Origin of the sequence: Candidatus Hepatobacter penaei (genome assembly GCF_000742475.1) — a bacterium.
Taxonomy (GTDB): Bacteria; Pseudomonadota; Alphaproteobacteria; order Holosporales; family Hepatobacteraceae; genus Hepatobacter; species Hepatobacter penaei.
The window spans coordinates 1-18,089 of the sequence record NZ_JQAJ01000003.1; the positions used below are offsets into that span (position 1 = coordinate 1).

Sequence of the window (18,089 nt, forward strand, 5' to 3'; positions counted from 1 at the left end):
GCCGCTCTACCAGCTGAGCTAATCCGGCACATCGTGTTTATCTTAAAGCATAAATAGATACATGCCAACAAAACCTTGGTCCAGATCGTGGGTCTAGACATTTTTGTGATCACCATCATCTTTATGACAGTTGTGGGTCATAGATGTTTTTCTTGGACGTTGAAGGATGTTTCATCTAAGATTTTGGCGAGGGCACCCAGTTGGCTGCCAAGGGGGTGTGTTTCTTCAGCGTTTTGAGAGGTGCCATCAATGCGTGTATGTAGGGCTTGGCATACAGGCAAGCGCACCGACGTTTTTTGGGCGCGGACGAGAAGGCCTGTTAAGGTGGTCATGCCTTCCGATAAAAAAGATGTGTTATGCCTATCCCCGCGGCCGATGGCCATGCCCATTTTTGTGTTGCGTGAGTCAAGCGATTGGGTTGTGAGCATAAAGTCACCTAGTAGTGCTGGGTGGAGTAAGTCTTGATCGGCCACATCCTCGTGATGTGCGAAAAGACGCATTTCTTGAAACCCTAACCCCAAAAAACTATTGAGGGTGTTTTGGCATCCCCCTTCACCGCGTATGACGCCACCCAAAAGGGCCAGCACATTTTTAAAAGCATTAGCCAGCATGGCCGCGCGCATGTTGGTGTGAGTTGAGAGAAGAAAAGTGGGGCTGGTCAATCTTTGTTGAAAAAGAGTCGTTGCCTCTGGTGACCCTGAAATCACACCCAAGGTGGGGCCGTTGTTTTGCAATTCCTTAGCTAAATGGGGGCCTGATAAGATGGACAGGGGATTGGGAAGTGCAAGGTCATTCATGATGTCATCAAAGAAAAAACCGGTATCTTGTTCAAGCCCTTTGGCGGTGATAAGAAGCGGGATATGTGGTTGCAGGTGGGTTTTCAGAGGTGCCCAGAAAGAGCGAAAAACCTGTGCTGGTAATGCGTAAATGAGGGTATCGGCGTTGTGAAGCGCTTCATAAAGATCATAACCATAGGGTATATCAGACTCAGGTTCACCATGGGCATGGGGGCGCCGCCATATGTGGGGCACGGTGGGTGAGGCTTGACAGATCTTGGTGTATAGCGCACGTCCAAAAGCGCCGGCCCCTAAAATCACTGTGGTACGTTTATGCGTCATGATGCATCCCATGTGCGCGTGAAGGGGGGCGAGGGTTGCTCACGGTCTGTGGTGACCTCACATAGGGGCCACCGCGCCTGAGGTTCAACATCAAGGGGGGAGAAGAGCCCTTGCTTATAGCGCTTAAGCCCAGCAAAGGCGATCATGATGCCGTTGTCTGTGCACAAGGCAGGTGGCGGCGTGACCACAGAAAGATCATGCCTTGTGGCAGCCTTTTGGAGCTCTGTAAAAAGGAAGCGATTGGCGGCCACACCGCCGGAAATCACAAGCGTTTTAAGGCTAGGTTCTGAAAGGCGGGCGCGTTGAATGGCGTGGCCAAGACGATCCACCAAAACAACGCTCACCGTTTTCTGAAAGGCAGCGGCAATATCGGCTCGTGTAGATTCTGTGAGATGAGGGCCGCATTGTTTCACAAGGTCTGCCACCGCTGTTTTCAGTCCTGAAAAGGAAAAATCACATCCAGGCCGCCCTTTAAGAGGGGGTGTCAAGAAAAAACGCGTGGGATTGCCTTCTTTGGCCAAGGCTTCAAGGGCTGGACCGCCAGGATAGCTAAGACCCAAAAGGCGTGCTGTCTTATCAAATGCTTCGCCCAAGGCATCATCCAGGCTTTCCCCCAAGATTTCATAGCGGCCCAGGTCATGCATCAACGTAAACTGTGTGTGCCCGCCCGATATCAGCAGCAAGAGATAAGGGAACGTGACGTGGTGCGTCAAACAAGGCAAAAGGGCGTGCCCCTCCAGGTGGTTAATGGCGATAAATGGTTTCTTGAGGCTCAACGCCATGGCTTTGGCAAACGTAGCGCCAATCAGCAAACTGCCAATGAGCCCAGGCCCACACGTGGCCGCGATGGCATCAAGATCGTCTGGCTTTTTTTGTGCTTCTTTCAAGGTGGCCGTTACCAGAGGTTCGAGCGTATGAAGATGCTCTCTTGCGGCCAGGTTCGGCACCACACCTCCCCACTGTTGATGGGTGCGTGTTTGCGAGGCCACTGTGTGTCCTAGCACGCGGCCTTCTTGATCTATGATGGCGGCAGCTGTTTCATCGCAGCTGGTTTCAATGCCTAAGATACACATGCCGACCCTTGCGTTGCACTTTGGGGTGAGTGTGTTCGTTTTTATGCTAAAAAACAACATGTCTTAAGCGCTGTGGGCTTTTTTGCAGGGACGTTGTACAAGGAAGGAAGAAGGGTGTTTTTCAAGGCAGCGAAAAGATTTTTTGGCCAGTGCTGACATGGGATACTGGTCAAGATCTTCAAAACGCACCCAGGAAGCTGTGGGAGCAGAGGTGGGTGTGACCACACCGCACCACAGGTTAAGCCAAAGATCAAAGTGAGTGAACACATGTTTGATGTCGCCCACAGGCTGCCAAGAGGCAGGATAGGGAAAGGTGGGTTCACGGTCTTCATCCATCCACAAGGACGTGAGGGGACGCCACAGGCCCTTAAGCAAAGACTGCTCTTCTTTTTCCAGCAACACGCCTATCTCGCCTGCTTTTTCAGAGAGCACAAAGAAAAAATGGCCAAAGAGTGTGGGTTTTATGCGCTTTTCTTTCTTTTCGGGAAAAAGGTGCGTGGTTGTGTGTTGCGCACTTTGGCAGATGCCTTGAAGCGGGCACATCTCGCAACGTGGGGCTTGTGGGCGGCATATAAGTGCCCCAAGATCCATGAGTGCTTGTGTATAGTCACCTATTCTGGTGCTGGGCAAAAAACATGTAATGTCTGTGTGCAGCGTGCGCAGCAGGGTTTCTTTGACGCCAGGCTTTTCAAGGATGCGGGCAAATACCCGCGCAATGTTGCCATCAATGGTGACAACGCGTTGGTTAAAGGCAATGGCCATGATGGCCCACGCCGTATAAGGGCCCACACCTGGGAGAGACAGCAGGTCTTTTTCTGTGTGAGGAAAAACCCCTTGATGCTTGTGAACAATATGGTGAGCCGCTAGGTGAAGATTGCGTGCCCTTCGGTAATATCCCAACCCCTGCCAAGCGTGCAGCACATCTTCTATGTTGGTCTTGGCCAGGGCGTTAAGGGTGGGCCACGTGTGCATCCATCGCAAAAAATAGGGAATCACCGTGGCTACGGTGGTTTGTTGCAGCATGATCTCGCTGACCAACACACAATAAGGATCGGGTTTTGGGGTGCGCCAGGGAAGGTCACGGCCATGGCGGTCATACCAGGCCAAAAGCTTTGGGGCCAGTGTGTGTGGGGAAAAAGGGGGTAGTGATATCACAGGTTGTCGGTGGAAAACGTCATCACAATTTCTTTCCAGTCTTGGTAATATTCGGGCGGCAAGGTCAAGGGATTACACGATGGGTGGTGAACCGCACGCATGGCGCTGGCCGAGGCAATGGCAAAGTCAGGGTGCTTGGCTGTGCTCTTGCGGGGCAAGAGTTTGGCAGAGATTACGCGGCCTGTGGAATCAAATCTCAGCAAAATAGCCACCACAAGACCCTTAGCGTCGCGCACACGTTGGGGTGTGCTCCAACATTCTGAGAACTGCTGTTTAATGCTTTCTACAAGATAATGTCTCTGATCTGCAGTCATGCTCGCTTTTTTGCGACCCTTTGAGGATTTTGAAGTCTTAATCACATCATCCAGTGTTTTTTGAGATGTCTTCGCCTTTTTTTTGGATGATTTTTTGGGCGCTGCTTTCTTGGATAGCTTTTTTTTCTTGGCCAAGGGCGAAGGTTTTTCTTTTTGATCCCTCTTCATTTTGGGGACGGGCCCTGATGGTGGCACTTTGGCTGGTTCTGGCTTTTCTTTAACAGGGGTTTCTACCTCAGGCTCAGGCGTGGGGGGCTTTGGTGGTTGAGGTTTTTGTGTTTTTGGTGGGCGAGGCGCTGGCAAAGGGGCAACGGCAATGTCGACAGCATGCATGGGGGTGGTGGTATTTCTTCTGGCCACGTAAGGCAGCACAAACAAAAAGAAAACCAGGACAAGATGGAGGCCTATGGTCAAAAAGGCCGATATCTTTTTTTCGTTGAGCACGAGCGTTTACGCTTTCTTGCGAGGTTTTTTTGTGGGGTCGCTGACCAGGGAGAGATGATACCCCAACCCGTGAACCTGGTCGATCAAGGTGATGATGTCGCCATAGGGTAGATTTTTGTCTGCGCTGATGTAAAGACGTTTTTCAGCCTGGTTTTTAAAAGCCTGCGCAAGGGTAGGCTCAAGTTGCTGGGGCGTGAGCCGTTGCTCATTAAGAAAAAGTTGCCGCCGAGCGTTCATGGTGAGAATCACACAAGTGCGTTTCATGGTGGCGTCAGCTTTTCCGCCTTTGGGCAAATCAACTTTGATGTTGGCCTTCATGAGCGGCGCAGACACCATAAAAATGATTAGCAACACAAGCATCACATCCACCATAGGTGTGACATTGATGTCGCAAAGCGGGTGTCTTTTTTGTGTGGCGTTTTGTGGTTTCATAATGGCTACTGACGCCGTCCCCGGGTGATCCGTTTCATTAAGACAAGACGCATGTCCTTTGTAAACAGGGCAAGCTCGGTTTCATAGGCTCTTAAGAGGTTGGTGATTTTGTTGTAGGCCAGGGTGGCAGGAATGGCCACAAAAAGGCCAAGCGCCGTGGCAAACAAGGCTTCAGAAATGGCGGGTGCCACCACGGTAAGGTTGGTGTCGCCACTTTCAGCAATGGCAGAAAAGCTCATCATAATGCCCCACACAGTGCCAAAAAGGCCGACAAAAGGCGCGGTTGAGGCCATGGATGCTAAGAACCCCACGCCTTGCTCGAGAGAGGCTATTTCTTTGACTTCAATGCTTGCAGTGGCTTCTTCAAGATGACTTTTCACACTGTTGATCATGGATTCAGACCATCCACTGCCCGAAAGTGTGGCCGGCATTTCTTTGACAGCCGCACGAAAAGCCAACGCAAACGGATCGCGGGGGTATTGTGCAAATTTATTATACAGCTGCTCAAAGGAATTTTGTTCTTGCGCAAACCGCTGGGCAAAAGTTTTGGAAAGCCTTCTGACGCGTTGGATTTGAAAAAATTTTTTGAAAAAAATATACCAAGACCACACAGACGCAAAAAAGAGAAAGGTCATCACAGCCTTAATCACAATGTCTGCGTTTGCAAAAAGTGCACCGATGGAAAACGTCACAGGCCCTCTCTTTTTTCCTAGGGGGTGATGATTGACAACAGTGTCTCAATATTCACGGATAAAGGTCAAGAATCTGTTGCTTTCTTCTTAAAAATGCTTTTTTAAGACAAAAAATAAAATACCGTTTTGAATACAATATGCAACCTAGGCACACCCTCTGTGTCATTGACTTCTCACATAATTTATTAGATGTTACGTGTGTTAAGTCAATAAAGTCTTATTTGATCAAAAATTTCATCTGAGCAAGTTTTTTTTGATGCATATCATACATCTTTTTTTCAGCAGCCCCGTCTTTAATTCCGTTATTAGTGTGTGTTTCTTGATAGGCCTTGTATCCGCTTTCTATCAGCTTGTCCAGCTCAAAAGGTGTGTCAGGTTTTTCGGTCAGTGGGCACCTTGTTTTGCGGAAGACCATTTTCAGAACCTGCCTTCATGGGTGCTCAAAATCATGGACGGTGATATGGGCAAAGTGTCTTTCACGCATTATGAAAACAAACTGGCGGCACGTTTTGAAAATGGGAATACCCTTATTTCCTACATAGCGCGCGGTCTTGTGTTTTTGGGTCTTTTGGGCACCTTTTGGGGGCTTTCGTTAACGGTGCGCGGTCTTTTGGATATTGTGTCTCAGGTGTCTTTTGCAGGTGGGGTTGACGTTGCGTTAGGCGACCTTAAAAGCAAGTTTTTAGCACCGCTGACCGGCATTCAAACGGCGTTTAGCACCTCTCTTTTTGGCATGGCGGGCGCGCTGGTGCTCAGCTTGATAGAAATGAGAATCAAAAAGAACCAAAATAGTTTCTGGCTCTTTTGGGAGCAGTGGTCCCACAGGTTGTGTAAGCATTGGCTGACAGATTCACAGGATGCAACGCTTGTGAAAGATGAAAAGGGGGATACTTCTCCCCTTGATATATTTTGGGCAGAGGCTGCGCTTACGATGGATAATATGTCTCATCAGATGAAACAAAATGCGCAGGAACAAAAACGTGTGCGTGAGGTTTTGCATGATTTGTCTGTGACCTTAGGTCATTTGACGCAAGGGATGAAAGATGACCGTCAAGCTCAAAAAGCCTATTATCAAAACGTAGACAGTATTGAAAAGGCGTTGCGTAAGGTGTCTGATTTTTATCAGAGCCAAGGCATTCATTTTGAAAAATTCATCACACAGTTTCTGGAAACATTTGTATCATCTCTGGAATCGCAGTTTTCACAAACACAGAAAGAAATCCGCGTGTTAACAGGTATGATGAAAATGCCTCATGAGCCAAGGCAAGAAACACGCTAGGAAAGCCAAGCCATTGACGAATGTAAGTTGATCTTTTAGAAATTATTGATCTAATGTTGCTATGGCAAAGCATTCTCCCTTGAAACAAATTCTTTTTTCTCTTTCTAGCGATGGGCTGTTGAGAAAGCGTCTGCTTGCAGGCAGCCTTTTGATATCTCTCACCTATGTGTTGGCGTTCAGCTTGTCTTGGATGCAGTGGATACATTATGAAGCAGGGACCATAGATGAGCCTGCCAGACAGGAGGACACAGAATCAGAGCCCCAGAAAAAACCATCGCCCCTGCCACCAGAGCCTCAAACCTTAACGCGTATGCTCAAGCTCAAATCAGGGGGAACCGTGACGTCTTTGTTGCAAGAAAACGGGGTACCCCGGCAAGAGTGTCATCAGATTGTTGATGTGCTAAGACCTCACATGGCCTTAAGGGATTTAAAGGTGGGGCAGGTGTTTCATTTGCTCTATGATCGCCTTTCTTCGGGTGACGTTGTGCTGGCCAAGTTGGTGGTTCAAAAATCTTTTTCAGAAGATGTGGTGATCAAAAGAAATGACCGTGGCCTTTTTGTGGCTGAGATTGTGAAACATGTTACAGAACGATTTCCTGTGCTGGTGGCAGGATCAATCAAAAGTTGTTTCTATGACGATGCGTTGAGATTGGGGTTGCCTCCTGCGATCCTCAAGCAGGTGATCCAGCTTTTAGGGTATAAATTTGACCTACAACGAGATTTTCACCCCAATGATCGATTTCGCGTTCTTTTTGAAACAGTGGTGAACCGCGCTACTGGCAAGACAGCTTCGGGAGAGGGGGTGTGCCTTTTTGTGGAAGTGACGATTCGTGGTGTGTGTTCACGCATTTATGCATACAAAAGACATAAGCACCCAAGTGTTGATTTTTTTGATGAGAAAGGCATGGGGGTGCGGAGTCATTTTTTGCGTACGCCGCTTGATGGCGCCCGTCTTACCTCTCACTTTGGTTATCGCACCCACCCCATTTTGGGATATACAAAACTGCATCGGGGTATTGATTTTGCCGCGCCGAAAGGAACACCTATTATGGCTGCCGGTGACGGGGTGGTGTCGCGTGCCTGTTATAATGGTGGCTATGGCAAGTATGTGAAGATTCGTCACGCGGGTCCTTATGCGACGGCTTATGCTCACCTCAGCCGCTATGCAACCAAGGTGCGCGCCGGTATGCGTGTGAAGCAAGGTCAGATTATTGGCTATGTAGGCGCTACGGGTCGGACAACAGGTCCACACCTACACTTTGAGCTCATTAAGAATGGCAAGCCTATTAATCCCCGTTCTGTGCGTATGCTCCCCAACATCAAATTGACAGGCAGAGAGTATGTGTCTTTCAAAAAGCACATGAAAGAAATTGATGCACTCTATGCACGCAGCGTCTCTTCCTGAGGCTCCTTAATAAAGAAAGACAACACAATGGCGAGCATCAAGGAAACCGGCACAAGCATAAGGCCGAATTGATAATCTGATGCTGAAAGTACGCCAGCGTTCGCATGGTGGACAATCAGCTTGCCCACAAGCGGCTGCGCAAAAATACCACTCAACATACAAATGGTGTTGTGCAGGCCAGAGGCCGTGGCACTCATGCTGGGTGGGTTAATGGTGCATACCAAGGGAAACGCCAGCACCTGAGGGCTTAAGCATACACCCAACGCAATGATAAGCGGGACCAGCATAACAAACGTAAGATTTTGTGAGAAAAGCAGCGTTGTGAACAGCACAAAACTGGCTGTCACAGCGCCCATAAAACAAAAACGATAGCTGTTTATACGTGCTAGCAAAAGCGCTGCCAGGGGCGCACCTCCCCCGAGACCAATGTAAAGCGATGAGGCCGCAAAAGCTGCATCACCTGCATCCAGGCCAAACGTTTTTTGTAAGAAAGGTGGACCCCACAGATCACAAAAAGCGGCCATGGGCACATAAGCTAGGATGCCAAAAAGACCGATGATCCACGTTTGTGGATTGCTAAAAAGCATTTTGAGGCTTGAGAAAAGAGGTATGCCCTTTTCCCTTGCAAGGGATGTATTTTTTTTGAGGGCATAAAGGCTAAAAGCAAAAAGAAGCCCGCCCAATAAACCAAATGTGTAGATCGCTTCTTGCCAGCCAAATTGTTGTGAGATATAGACAATGGGTGAACTTCCCCCCACAGCGCCCATGGTGCCCACAAAAACGCTGAGTCCTGTAAGCAAAGAAAGCTTGTCCTCATCAAAATGCTCTGTGGCAATTTTAATGCATCCCAAAAAGCTGCCTGCTGAACCTATGCCGATGAGAAGACGGCCCACACAGGCCAGCCAAAGATGGGGAAAAAGAAAACACAGGTTTCCCACGACGCATCCTGCAATTGAGAGCAAAAGGACGCGTCTTGTGCCGAACCTATCAATGAGTGTGCCGGCCGGCACTTGGAAAAAGGCGTACCCATAGTAGTAGAAAGAGGCCAGAATACCGAACGTGGCCGCGTCCACACCAAAGCTGGACATAAGTTCGTGGCTGAGCACGCTGGGAAAAATGCGCAAAGCAAATTGATAGGCATAAAAAAGAACCGCTGCCGATAATGCGATCCACCCTATATGTTTGTACGTCGAAGATTGTTTCATTATCAAAAACTGTGGTTACAAATCAAACCACCATGATGCGGACCTTTTGATAGCCTGTCAATTCCTGGATTTCATAGCAACACTAAGCGGTCATGACGCGTGAGACGCGTGTTTTGTTTAAAAAGGCATGACTTGCGAGATGAGGGAAGATCCATAAGGGGTCTTTTGCACATCCGATCCCTCGCCGCGCCCTGCATAAGAAACACGGGCTTCGGCGATTTGATCGAGGGTGATGGTGTTGTTTGAGGTGATTTCTGCTGGCGACACAACACCTGATATCACAATTTCCCGCACCTCAAAATTCATGCGTACTTCTTGGCGTCCAAGAATCACAAGATTGCCGTTGGGCAAAACCTGAGTGACCGTGGCGGCCACTTTGAAGTCAAAAGTTTCTTTGCGTTTCATGTCGTTTTTGCCTTTGACATGAAGACGGCTGCTGGCATCAATAAGCTTGACAGGCGAAGCGCCTGAAGGGTTAGGCAGGTGTTTTTCAAGACCAAAAAATGATCCCACTGAAGCTTCTACTGAGTTGGGGTTGCGGTCATTTTCTGTTTCATTTTTGAATTCAATTTTTTCCACCTTTTTGACCAACACTGTCAGCACATCCCCCACATTGTTGGCGCGTTGATCCTTAAAAAAAGCACGCGCCCCTTTTCGCCACAGGGAATTGGAAGAATAGGTCTCATGGGTTTCGGGTGGCATGGGCATGCGCACAGGGTAATATCCTTGACGGGCTGTTGGGTCTTGTGTAGGGGTGAGCGGTGGGCTTGAGCCTGTTTCTTTAAAGCGGGTCCAGTGATAGCATCCTGACAACAGCCCTGTTATCAGAAAGATCGCAAGAATCCGCCCCATAAATTACCTCGCTTGAATCAACACCGTGGATGCATCCACCAGGGTGCCCATGAGGGGGTGTTTGGTTTTTTGCTTATAGGGGGGAATCACACGGACCTGCTCGCCAATGCGGGCCTTGTCTGAAAGTTTGGCGCCATGGGCGCGTATTTCCATGTGTTTGGATTGATAAAGCAACGTCACCCCAGCCCCTTTGGGGATATCCTGTGAGGTGTTGATTTTATGGCGCGTCAGAATCTCACCAGCTTTGAGATGTTGGTTGGCACGTAGGCCTGCAAGGTCTGTGTTGCGCGAAATCGCATCACGATTTTTGCGTGATTCTTTCATGGTCTGCCAATAGATATCTTCGGGCAATATACTGGCACCCCTTTGTGTGGAACGCTTGATAATGCCCACCTCTTTTTGCAAAGAAAATGTGCCTTTCACGTGAATGGGATGATGGGTTGGATTCTGGGGTGTAAGACGCGCAGAAAACACGCTCTTTTCCATATCCACCTCAAGCGATTGAAGGGTGACGCCTCCCTCTGGCAGAGAAGTGGGAGAAGGTGATAGATGGTCAAGAATGAGTGGTGACTGAATCTTGGCTTGAAGAGCTTGAGACAACATGTGGGAAACAGCGTCAGGCTCTTGGGCGCAAGCAAGCGTGTTCACGAGGCAGAAGCATATGAGAAAAAAAATGGACAGTTTATTCATGCGCAGCACACCCTAACCCACAGAGGCAATTTGTTGGAGATTATGTTTATCCATATCCTCAGCTAGTTTGAGCAAGGTGGCGCCGGCATTAGAATATTGCTGGATATTAATCGCCTCTACCAAGGTCATGGATGTATCCACTGTGGACCGCTCTACATACCCTTGAAGGATTTTTCCAAGATTGTTGAGGCCAGGGATGCCCTGCGTCGACGCCCCAGCTTCAGGGGTTTCTATAAAGATGGTGTCTTCTTTATTTTCCAAACCTTGAGGGTTGGCAAAACTCCACAGCGTGAGTTGGCCAAGTTGGGTGTGTCTGGCGGTTCCGTACTGCGAAGGGTCGACACCAAAAACGCGGCCCGATTTATCAATAATCACTTCTGAATATTTGTTGAGGTCGATGGTGATGTTATCCATCAGGGGATAATCTGTGGCCGTGCGTAAAATGCCATATTCATCAACTTTCAAATGCCCGGCGCGGGTATAGCCCAGCATCCCGTTACCAAGGTCAATTTGCAGATAACCTGTGCCATCGATGTGAATGTCCATCTGGTTTTTGGTAGGTTCAGGGACACCGTTGCGCAAGCTTTTCAGGGAGGCAGCAACGCGCACACCCGCGCCCACTTGCACCTGGGGGATGCCCAAATCTGTTTGTCCCACGGGTCCGCCACCTGTGGTGACATCCTCATACACAAGGTTCGTGCCAATCACTTTATCTGTATGAAAAGCTGTGGTTCTGGCGTTGGCAAGGTTGTGAGCGGTGTTTTGGAGCATGATGTCCGCCGCTTCCATAGCGGTGGCCGCAACGGCCGATGCAGGATTGGTCATAGCACAGTTTTCTCCTTAAGCATTGATCTGGACGAGATGGTTACGCAAATCATCTAAAGATCGGTAATGTTCTTTGTTCATCAAGATGGCTTGATGGTGGTTGGTGACGACGCCATGAGCCTTGGCCATGGTTTTTTGAAGTCTGACGTTGGATTCTTCATAAAAACCTTGCAGCATAAATGTTTGTTGCGCAGGCCTTGGCCCCGCCTCTGAGCCATCGATGCGGTTTTCTCCTATTTTTTTGAGGTTGTCGTGTTCATCAAATTCGGTCAGTTGAATTTGTCCTAAGGTTTCATTATTGCTATTGATGATTTGACCATTGCGCATGATGCGCAGATCTTGAATATTGCCTGTCATTTGTAATGTCTCACCGGTGAGGCCCGCAATTTCATGACCACTTGGTGTGGTGAGAATGCCTTCTGGCGTTAAGATCATTTTGCCGTTGCGTGTGTAGGTGCCGTCTGTCAGGGTGATGAGCCCAGGTCCTTTTACCGCCACATCAAGGGGATTATTGGTGCGTTTCAGCGGGCCTTGATGTTCATCTTTCCACATAAAACCATCCACAGGATAGGTGATGTGCGCAGGGGTGGGTGCGCGCTTTGGGTCAATGGTGATTTTATAAGGGTGTTGTGTCATGTGGCGCGCTTTATAGCCAGCAATATGGGCGTTGGCGGCATTAAAGGAGAGCGCCCGCATCTCTTGGTCAGCGCCATATTCAAAGGTGCATAGAAGGTAGGATATGGGGCCCATACATACTTTTTTCTCTATAGATTTCAAGCATGACAGTAATCACGAAAAATAAAAAAATGCATAATAAGAAATTTTTTAATAAAAATCAGGCCTGATGAGGACGTATCTTTTTGGAAACGTCTTTTTTTATGCATATAGACCAAATGTGGCAAAAGATAAGAAGGGCTTCTCTTGTATGTGTGGCCTTTCTTGTGTGGAGTATCTCGGGCGTGCTGCATGCGTCAGAAGCCGCTCATGAAGCGCCAGCCAAAACACCTGATTTTACGGGCATCTATGTTGTTGTGCCTGATATGCTTTCAAACCTGCATGGCGATGACACACGCAATCATTTTTTAAAATTATGTCTCACGTTTGAGGCCGAAAGCAATAATGATGCCAAACGCATGAATGAGCTGATGCCCATCATTATTGACCAATTTATTATTTATCTCCGGGAGCTCCGCATGGATGACTTGAAGGGGGCCGAAGGGGTGTTGCTGTTAAAGCAACAACTGCTTGATCGGGCCAATGTTATTTTCAGTCCCATCAAGGTGAGGCGTGTGCTGATAAGACAAATCCTTGTGCAATAAGTATGATGTAAGATAAGCAAAGAGCTAATGGCCAACAAAGACACATCTCAGAAACAAAAAAAAACGCAAGGAAACAGCCTGCTTGTTGGCGCGAAAATGGTGTCACGCAATTTTCCGTTGGTGGAAAGTATTTTTAAGAAAGCCGCACACCGTCTTCTCAAACAATTTGATGTGTTGATTACGGATGCAGACATCAAGGTTTCATGTCAGGAAGTGAAGTCAGAATATTGCGAAACACATCTTGAACCTTTTTTTAAAGACCCATTGATGTGTGCCACCTTTTTGGCAGAAGAATGGCAGGGCCGAGGCATTTTGGTGTCTGATCTTGTGACGCTGTCGAAGATTGTCAAACTGATGTTGGGCTCTTTTACCAGCCCTAGCCCCAGCGAATCATCACAAGGAAAATCAGCAAAAAAAGAGAAAGCGGCAGGGGTCGAGGCCGAGGATAAGCCCATGACGTCCATTGAGAATCATCTCTGCCAGCGGGTTTTTATGGCCTTCGTTTCTTCCCTTGAGGAAAGCTTTTCGATGGTGACCTCTGTGCATATGAACGTTGAGCGCACCAATGTGCAAACAAAAGCTGATTTTTTCCTGCACCCGCGGCCATCACTTGTGGGGGTGTTTCATATTAGTATTGGTGATTATGAGGCTCTTTTTCATGTGGTGCTTCCCTATACCATGCTGCAAACGGTGCGGCACCTTTTGAGTGAGGATTATCTGGGGGATGATATGGGGCAAGATTTATTGTGGCGCTCACACCTGAACGATGAGCTTCGTTCCACAGATTTATTGCTCGAAGCTGTGTTGAGTGAGATGTATATGCCGCTTAACAAAGTGCTGAAGTGGCAGGTAGGACAAACCTTGCTTTTAGAACAAACTCCTGACGGCAGTGTGGATGTAAAATGTTCAGATCGCACCCTTTTTACAGGTCTTATGGGTCAGAAAAAAGGGTCTATGGCCCTGTCGATCGATACGATCTTTTTATCAAATAGGAATAAGAAAGATGATCACAACAATGATAGCAACCATGAAAACAGTGATGACAACAACAATGATGATTGATATAGCCTTTTGTGGTCTTTTTGCCTTGGGCTTTTTATACTGCCTGGTGGCTGAAAGGCGTTTGGCTCGACTTCACCAAGATAGGCAAGACGTGGATGTCCTTCTTGCCTCATTGCATGAGTCCACAGAGAAGGGGCGCGAGCAAATCAAAGTCTTAGATGGGCACATCAAGAGCTTGGAGAAAGCGTGGGAAGATATTCTCAACAAAGGGGATGTGTTAAGAGGTGATCTTCACTATTGCCATGATCGAGGAGAGTCATTGTTGCATGATCTGGATACCAAGATTAAAGAACTCAAGGCTGTTAAACGGTCTTCTCATGTCTCACATGCGGCTGCGCAAAAGGGTGTCTCTTTACTGAACCCAAAGATGGTTGCGTCTCATGATGATGAACATTATGAACGCCTTGCAGGATAATGATGTTTATGTCTTTTGTGCCAGGGTTGCCTCGTTATCGTTTTTTGCGGATCGTTATTGTGGGGTGCTTTTTGATGATGGCGTGGCATGCCTATCGATTAATCATGCCCAAAGAGGTTTGGGTAAGGCAATGGCTCCATGCGGCAGAGTCAGCGGTTGAAAGCGCATCAGGAGAACCTTCTCCACCGGCAGACAAAGAAAAGGATGAGCATAAAGAGTTTGATGTTCTCAACATGACCTTAGAAGAATTTCAACTGCTGACAACATGGGTGAATCAATCAAGAAAGAGAAAATCCTCTGAAGAGGATATGCAGGCCCGCGAACAAAAATATGCGATCGTCAAAAAAGAAATTTCAGAAAAAGTGGTTGAACTGGAAGCTCTTGAGAAAAAGCTGGCTTTGTTGATGAAAAAGAAGAGTGCAGAAGAAGAATCGCACATGAAAGAAATTGTGAAAATGTTTGAATCGATGAAGCCTCAAGTGGCCGCCCCCATTTTTGCGCAGCTGAACCCGCATGTTTTGTTGGATATTCTGCAGCATATGAAAGGTCAGAAAACAGCCCTGATTTTGGCACAACTTCCCCCCGGCAGAGCCGCTAAAATCACAGAGGTGATGACATATTTGGCGAAAGGTGTAGAGCCTCTAGAATAAAACATAAGCTTTTTATATCGTAAGACTATTCATGCGGCTAAAGGATTTTTGTGGCTCACTATCAAACAACACGCACACTGCCTTATACACAAAAATTTATGTATGAACTGGTGGCGGACGTGGCCCACTATCCTGACTTTCTTCCCTGGTGTCATAAGCTTTCTATTATGACGCAAGAGGCACACACGATGACCACAGAAATGCATATCCAAAAGGGGGGGTTTGGGGAGTGTGTGCACACAATGATCACCTTGGACCCACCACGCAAAATTGCCATTGCGTTGGCACCTGAGGCGCCTAAGAAAAGTCTTATTTCTGTGCTTGACGGTTTGTGGACGTTTGCGGTATGCCCAGACAATCCCATGCACACCTGTGTTCATTTTGACATTACCGTCAAACTTGATAGCATCATAGTTAATGCGCTTTTAGGGCAAGTTTTTTCAGGTGTCGCCTTAGATATGGTGGATGCCTTTGAAGAGCGTGCCCGTGTGATGAGCCAGTCTTACCAACCATAAAACGTTTGATCATGCTTGCTGTGGGTTCTGTATCTTTACCGGGGAATGTTTTTTTAGCTCCTATGTCGGGCGTGAGTGACGTGCCGTTTCGCGATCTGGTGACAGAGTTGGGCGGTGGGTGCGTTGTGTCTGAAATGATCGCCAGCGAATCGATGGTGCGTCAAACCCGTCAATCTTTGCGGATGGCACGGCCTCTCAAGCGTGCGTCGACACTGCCCACCATCATTCAATTGGCGGGCGTCAAGCCTTGTGTGATGGCTGAGGCTGCTAAGCTGGCTGTTGATTTGGGCGCAGATATTGTCGACATCAATATGGGGTGTCCCGCCAAAAAAATCGTCAACCATTATGCTGGCAGCGCCTTGATGCGTGATACGAAGAAGGCCCATACTCTTTTAGAAGCTGTGGTGAAAGCCGTCTCTGTGCCTGTGACCCTCAAGATGCGCAAAGGGTGGGATGATAGCACACAAAATGCACCCGAGCTTGCGCACATAGCTCAAGATGTGGGTGTGCAAATGATCACCATTCACGGCCGCACCCGGTGTCAATTTTATCAAGGATCCTCGGACTGGTCTTTTTTTAGGCAGGTCAAAAAACGTGTTTCAATCCCTGTGGTGGGGAATGGGGATATCAAAACACCTGATCAAGCGCGTCACGTGATGGATCACTGTGGTGTAGATGGTGTGATGGTGGGGCGTGGGTGTTACGGCAAGCCGTGGTTAATTGCTCAAGTGCAAACGTTTTTGGCCACAGGTCAAATCCCTTCAGATCCTTCTTTGTCTGAGCAAAAACGGATTGTTTTGCAGCATCTTGATGCGATCTTGCATGTTTATGGCAAAGAGGCCGGCGTGAGAATTGCGAGAAAACATCTGGGGTGGTACAGTAAGGGTCTTCCTGAGGGTGCGTCTTTTCGGGCACGCGTAAATCAGATTGGGGATGCAGCTGTTCTTGTAAATGTGGTGAGTGAATTTTATGAAAAGCAATGCGATGAGATCTCCTGACCTTTTGGTGTTGGGCAAAGACGCTTCTGACCCCGTGGTGGGTGAGGGTCTGGGGGAGCTGGCGCGCGCTAAAATAGCCGCCTATCTCAAGGCTCATGGTGAAGGTTCTACATCGCCCTCGGCTCTTTACAGCCATGTGCTTCATGAGGTGGAGAGGGTGTTGCTTGAAGAGGTGTTGTTTTTTACAAAAAATAATCAAAGCGCAGCGGCCCATGTGCTGGGCATTCATCGCAACACACTGCGCCAGCGCATAAAGATGCTTCGTGTATCGTGCCATAAAAACCCGTAACCTGTTTTTGCTGTCCATCAAGACAGTGTGTGCAGGGGGGATACATGGGCTTTTATTTTGATTGCTCTTTTTAGCTATAAAATCGTTTATTTAGCGTGTGTTACTTAACAAGCCTCCTTAAAAAATACATTTTTTTGACAAAAAATGCATGAAATGCAATAACTTTACAAAAATATATTTATTTAAGATGTAAAAAACGAAACAATTCCATCACTTATATTGATGTTAATGTTGTTGACGGTGTTATTTATGAAGTATAAATCGTGTTTGCTTTCTGTTGTTTTAATCAGTTCTTTTGTGACGGATGGCCTTGTGCCACAAACACAACNNAACCTTGTGCCACAAACTGCAATAATCTTGCAGAGATGGTCTCGGTTGCCGGTCGCAGGTAACTTTCCTGCTAACAGAGAAAATGCGTTAAATGTGTTAACAAATGCCATCAAGCGCGTGTATGGGGAGCGCCGTCTTCATCAGCAGGCCTTACCAGATGGTTACCTTGTGCATATGACAAACATTTTGCAAGATCCACACGTGAACCTGTGGGCTTACCAGGGGGGGGCAAAGAATGGATGTGAGCCAAGCTGAAAACCTTATTAATGCTAAGTTTGATCATTTTTTGACGCATGTGCCCCAAGATTCTCGTGCACGAATCCGTGAATTTAAAGACAAGATTTTCGACTGTTCCCAGTTTGAAAATAATCCCCATCAGATTGTTTAAGAGTTTGATTTTTTCTTAAGCTATCTCACAGGTAATGGCAATCAAGGATTGCGTGATAGAAATCAAGATCTTCGAGCCCAAGTTTCGGCGTTAATGGTCGGGCATGCGGATACATGTGAAGATGCTGTGGCTTCTGCCTTGGAAACTTTATGTGGCCTTTCAGCAAGCTATCGCCTTATGGAAGGAAATCAAGCGGGAGGTATAGATGTGGAGAGAGCTCTTACAAGCTTGTGTCTATCCTTTGCGAAACAAGATATTTTGAAACGTTATGTGGCTAAAGCTGCTCGTAGGGCCAACCAAGATGAAGAAATTGTGGAATACCAACTCCAGCTTACCAAGATTGCCAATCAGGTGTTAGGTTGGGGGGGCGTTATTAATCGGGTTTCATACAATTTTGGTATTAGTGACTACATCAAACCTCGGGGCCTTGCAGAAGATCTTTCTGACACAAACCCTATGTTTTGGATTAACAAATTGGGTAACCTGGCGGCATGGCGGTCATGGGTTGAAAAAAGCGCTGACTATAGACGACTTTCTCAAGCTTATGCAGACGCTGACTTTGTGGATGATGAGATTGCTCAACAGATGGAACAGCTTTATATTGATCAGGCAAAACAGGCGTTGATCAATGCGGGTTAT

Annotated in this window: 20 protein-coding genes and 1 pseudogene; 10 read left to right on the plus strand and 11 right to left on the minus strand. The window is 47.6% G+C overall.

What is annotated here, in order from left to right; all coding sequences use genetic code 11:
* Positions 1–137 precede the first annotated feature (137 nt).
* The 6 genes from IG82_RS0104105 to IG82_RS0104130 all read right to left on the minus strand — a co-directional run bounded on the left by IG82_RS0104105 (position 138) and on the right by IG82_RS0104130 (position 5,228).
* Positions 138–1,118, minus strand: a complete 981-nt coding sequence (locus IG82_RS0104105; protein WP_031934311.1) for an NAD(P)H-dependent glycerol-3-phosphate dehydrogenase — start codon at positions 1,116–1,118, stop codon at positions 138–140.
* Positions 1,115–2,191 carry a tRNA (adenosine(37)-N6)-threonylcarbamoyltransferase complex transferase subunit TsaD gene (tsaD, locus tag IG82_RS0104110; protein WP_052545754.1) on the minus strand — a complete coding sequence of 359 codons (1,077 nt, stop codon included), beginning with the start codon at positions 2,189–2,191 and terminating at the stop codon, positions 1,115–1,117. The genes IG82_RS0104105 and tsaD overlap by 4 nt, the downstream gene beginning before the upstream one ends.
* A 63-nt stretch (positions 2,192–2,254) precedes the next feature.
* Entirely contained in the window at positions 2,255–3,298 is a 1,044-nt protein-coding gene (mutY, locus tag IG82_RS0104115; protein WP_172642890.1) for an A/G-specific adenine glycosylase, read from the minus strand.
* 44 nt (positions 3,299–3,342) lie between these two features.
* Positions 3,343–4,074: a cell envelope integrity protein TolA gene (tolA, locus tag IG82_RS0104120; protein ID WP_031934314.1), complete on the minus strand. Its 732-nt coding sequence runs from the start codon at positions 4,072–4,074 to the stop codon at positions 3,343–3,345.
* A 36-nt stretch (positions 4,075–4,110) separates the two neighbouring features.
* A complete protein-coding gene (locus tag IG82_RS0104125; RefSeq protein WP_031934315.1) occupies positions 4,111–4,536 on the minus strand; it encodes an ExbD/TolR family protein in 426 nt (141 codons plus the stop codon).
* Between the two features lie 5 nt (positions 4,537–4,541).
* Complete coding sequence (locus IG82_RS0104130) at positions 4,542–5,228, minus strand: MotA/TolQ/ExbB proton channel family protein (protein WP_031934316.1); 687 nt, start codon at positions 5,226–5,228, stop codon at positions 4,542–4,544.
* 448 nt (positions 5,229–5,676) lie between these two features.
* On the opposite strand from IG82_RS0104130, the gene IG82_RS0104140 reads away from it, so the two are divergent.
* Together IG82_RS0104140 and IG82_RS06965 are read left to right on the plus strand one after the other, a co-directional pair.
* A complete protein-coding gene (locus IG82_RS0104140) occupies positions 5,677–6,507 on the plus strand; it encodes a hypothetical protein (RefSeq protein ID WP_135957847.1) in 831 nt (276 codons plus the stop codon).
* A gap of 79 nt (positions 6,508–6,586) precedes the next feature.
* Positions 6,587–7,912: a M23 family metallopeptidase gene (locus IG82_RS06965; RefSeq protein WP_168338474.1), complete on the plus strand. Its 1,326-nt coding sequence runs from the start codon at positions 6,587–6,589 to the stop codon at positions 7,910–7,912.
* Here the strand turns inward: IG82_RS06965 and IG82_RS0104150 are convergent.
* The 5 genes from IG82_RS0104150 to IG82_RS0104170 form a co-directional block, all read right to left on the minus strand.
* Entirely contained in the window at positions 7,888–9,117 is a 1,230-nt protein-coding gene (locus IG82_RS0104150; protein ID WP_031934320.1) for an MFS transporter, read from the minus strand. The genes IG82_RS06965 and IG82_RS0104150 overlap by 25 nt on opposite strands.
* Before the next feature lie 117 nt (positions 9,118–9,234).
* Entirely contained in the window at positions 9,235–9,969 is a 735-nt protein-coding gene (gene flgH / locus IG82_RS0104155) for a flagellar basal body L-ring protein FlgH (RefSeq protein ID WP_031934321.1), read from the minus strand.
* A 3-nt stretch (positions 9,970–9,972) separates the two neighbouring features.
* Positions 9,973–10,617: a flagellar basal body P-ring formation chaperone FlgA gene (flgA, locus tag IG82_RS0104160; protein WP_031934322.1), complete on the minus strand. Its 645-nt coding sequence runs from the start codon at positions 10,615–10,617 to the stop codon at positions 9,973–9,975.
* Between the two features lie 54 nt (positions 10,618–10,671).
* A complete protein-coding gene (locus IG82_RS0104165; RefSeq protein ID WP_082192064.1) occupies positions 10,672–11,484 on the minus strand; it encodes a flagellar hook-basal body protein in 813 nt (270 codons plus the stop codon).
* 15 nt (positions 11,485–11,499) lie between these two features.
* Positions 11,500–12,234, minus strand: a complete 735-nt coding sequence (locus tag IG82_RS0104170; RefSeq protein ID WP_135957849.1) for a flagellar hook-basal body protein — start codon at positions 12,232–12,234, stop codon at positions 11,500–11,502.
* 179 nt (positions 12,235–12,413) lie between these two features.
* On the opposite strand from IG82_RS0104170, the gene IG82_RS0104180 reads away from it, so the two are divergent.
* From IG82_RS0104180 to IG82_RS06675, 8 genes and pseudogenes are all read left to right on the plus strand, one after another.
* Positions 12,414–12,803 carry a flagellar basal body-associated FliL family protein gene (locus IG82_RS0104180; RefSeq protein WP_172642891.1) on the plus strand — a complete coding sequence of 130 codons (390 nt, stop codon included), beginning with the start codon at positions 12,414–12,416 and terminating at the stop codon, positions 12,801–12,803.
* Between the two features lie 27 nt (positions 12,804–12,830).
* Positions 12,831–13,865, plus strand: coding sequence for a FliM/FliN family flagellar motor switch protein (locus tag IG82_RS0104185; RefSeq protein ID WP_031934326.1), 1,035 nt, complete (start codon positions 12,831–12,833; stop codon positions 13,863–13,865).
* A complete protein-coding gene (locus IG82_RS0104190) occupies positions 13,843–14,280 on the plus strand; it encodes a hypothetical protein (RefSeq protein ID WP_156095373.1) in 438 nt (145 codons plus the stop codon). The genes IG82_RS0104185 and IG82_RS0104190 overlap by 23 nt, the downstream gene beginning before the upstream one ends.
* Positions 14,280–14,930, plus strand: a complete 651-nt coding sequence (locus tag IG82_RS0104195; RefSeq protein WP_031934328.1) for a MotE family protein — start codon at positions 14,280–14,282, stop codon at positions 14,928–14,930. Before IG82_RS0104190 ends, IG82_RS0104195 begins: the two co-directional genes overlap by 1 nt.
* A 50-nt stretch (positions 14,931–14,980) precedes the next feature.
* On the plus strand, positions 14,981–15,445 hold the full coding sequence (locus IG82_RS0104200; protein WP_031934329.1) for a type II toxin-antitoxin system RatA family toxin: 465 nt from the start codon (positions 14,981–14,983) through the stop codon (positions 15,443–15,445).
* Between the two features lie 11 nt (positions 15,446–15,456).
* Positions 15,457–16,443, plus strand: coding sequence for a tRNA dihydrouridine synthase DusB (gene dusB, locus IG82_RS0104205; protein ID WP_031934330.1), 987 nt, complete (start codon positions 15,457–15,459; stop codon positions 16,441–16,443).
* Complete coding sequence (locus tag IG82_RS06665) at positions 16,430–16,732, plus strand: helix-turn-helix domain-containing protein (protein WP_172642892.1); 303 nt, start codon at positions 16,430–16,432, stop codon at positions 16,730–16,732. The genes dusB and IG82_RS06665 overlap by 14 nt, the downstream gene beginning before the upstream one ends.
* 766 nt (positions 16,733–17,498) lie before the next feature.
* Positions 17,499–18,089: pseudogene (locus IG82_RS06675) on the plus strand (hypothetical protein); the annotation flags it as partial.

Coding starts and splice junctions, on each gene's coding strand:
- IG82_RS0104150 (WP_031934320.1), bottom strand. CDS start 9,117: ATGAAACAATCTTCGACGTACAAACATATAGGGTGGATCGCATTATCG.
- IG82_RS0104140 (WP_135957847.1), top strand. CDS start 5,677: ATGGACGGTGATATGGGCAAAGTGTCTTTCACGCATTATGAAAACAAA.
- flgH (WP_031934321.1), bottom strand. CDS start 9,969: ATGGGGCGGATTCTTGCGATCTTTCTGATAACAGGGCTGTTGTCAGGA.
- IG82_RS0104105 (WP_031934311.1), bottom strand. CDS start 1,118: ATGACGCATAAACGTACCACAGTGATTTTAGGGGCCGGCGCTTTTGGA.
- IG82_RS0104195 (WP_031934328.1), top strand. CDS start 14,280: ATGATGTTTATGTCTTTTGTGCCAGGGTTGCCTCGTTATCGTTTTTTG.
- IG82_RS0104185 (WP_031934326.1), top strand. CDS start 12,831: ATGGCCAACAAAGACACATCTCAGAAACAAAAAAAAACGCAAGGAAAC.
- IG82_RS0104165 (WP_082192064.1), bottom strand. CDS start 11,484: ATGACCAATCCTGCATCGGCCGTTGCGGCCACCGCTATGGAAGCGGCG.
- dusB (WP_031934330.1), top strand. CDS start 15,457: ATGCTTGCTGTGGGTTCTGTATCTTTACCGGGGAATGTTTTTTTAGCT.
- IG82_RS0104190 (WP_156095373.1), top strand. CDS start 13,843: ATGACAACAACAATGATGATTGATATAGCCTTTTGTGGTCTTTTTGCC.
- tsaD (WP_052545754.1), bottom strand. CDS start 2,191: ATGTGTATCTTAGGCATTGAAACCAGCTGCGATGAAACAGCTGCCGCC.
- IG82_RS0104125 (WP_031934315.1), bottom strand. CDS start 4,536: ATGAAACCACAAAACGCCACACAAAAAAGACACCCGCTTTGCGACATC.
- IG82_RS0104170 (WP_135957849.1), bottom strand. CDS start 12,234: ATGGGCCCCATATCCTACCTTCTATGCACCTTTGAATATGGCGCTGAC.
- IG82_RS06665 (WP_172642892.1), top strand. CDS start 16,430: ATGAGATCTCCTGACCTTTTGGTGTTGGGCAAAGACGCTTCTGACCCC.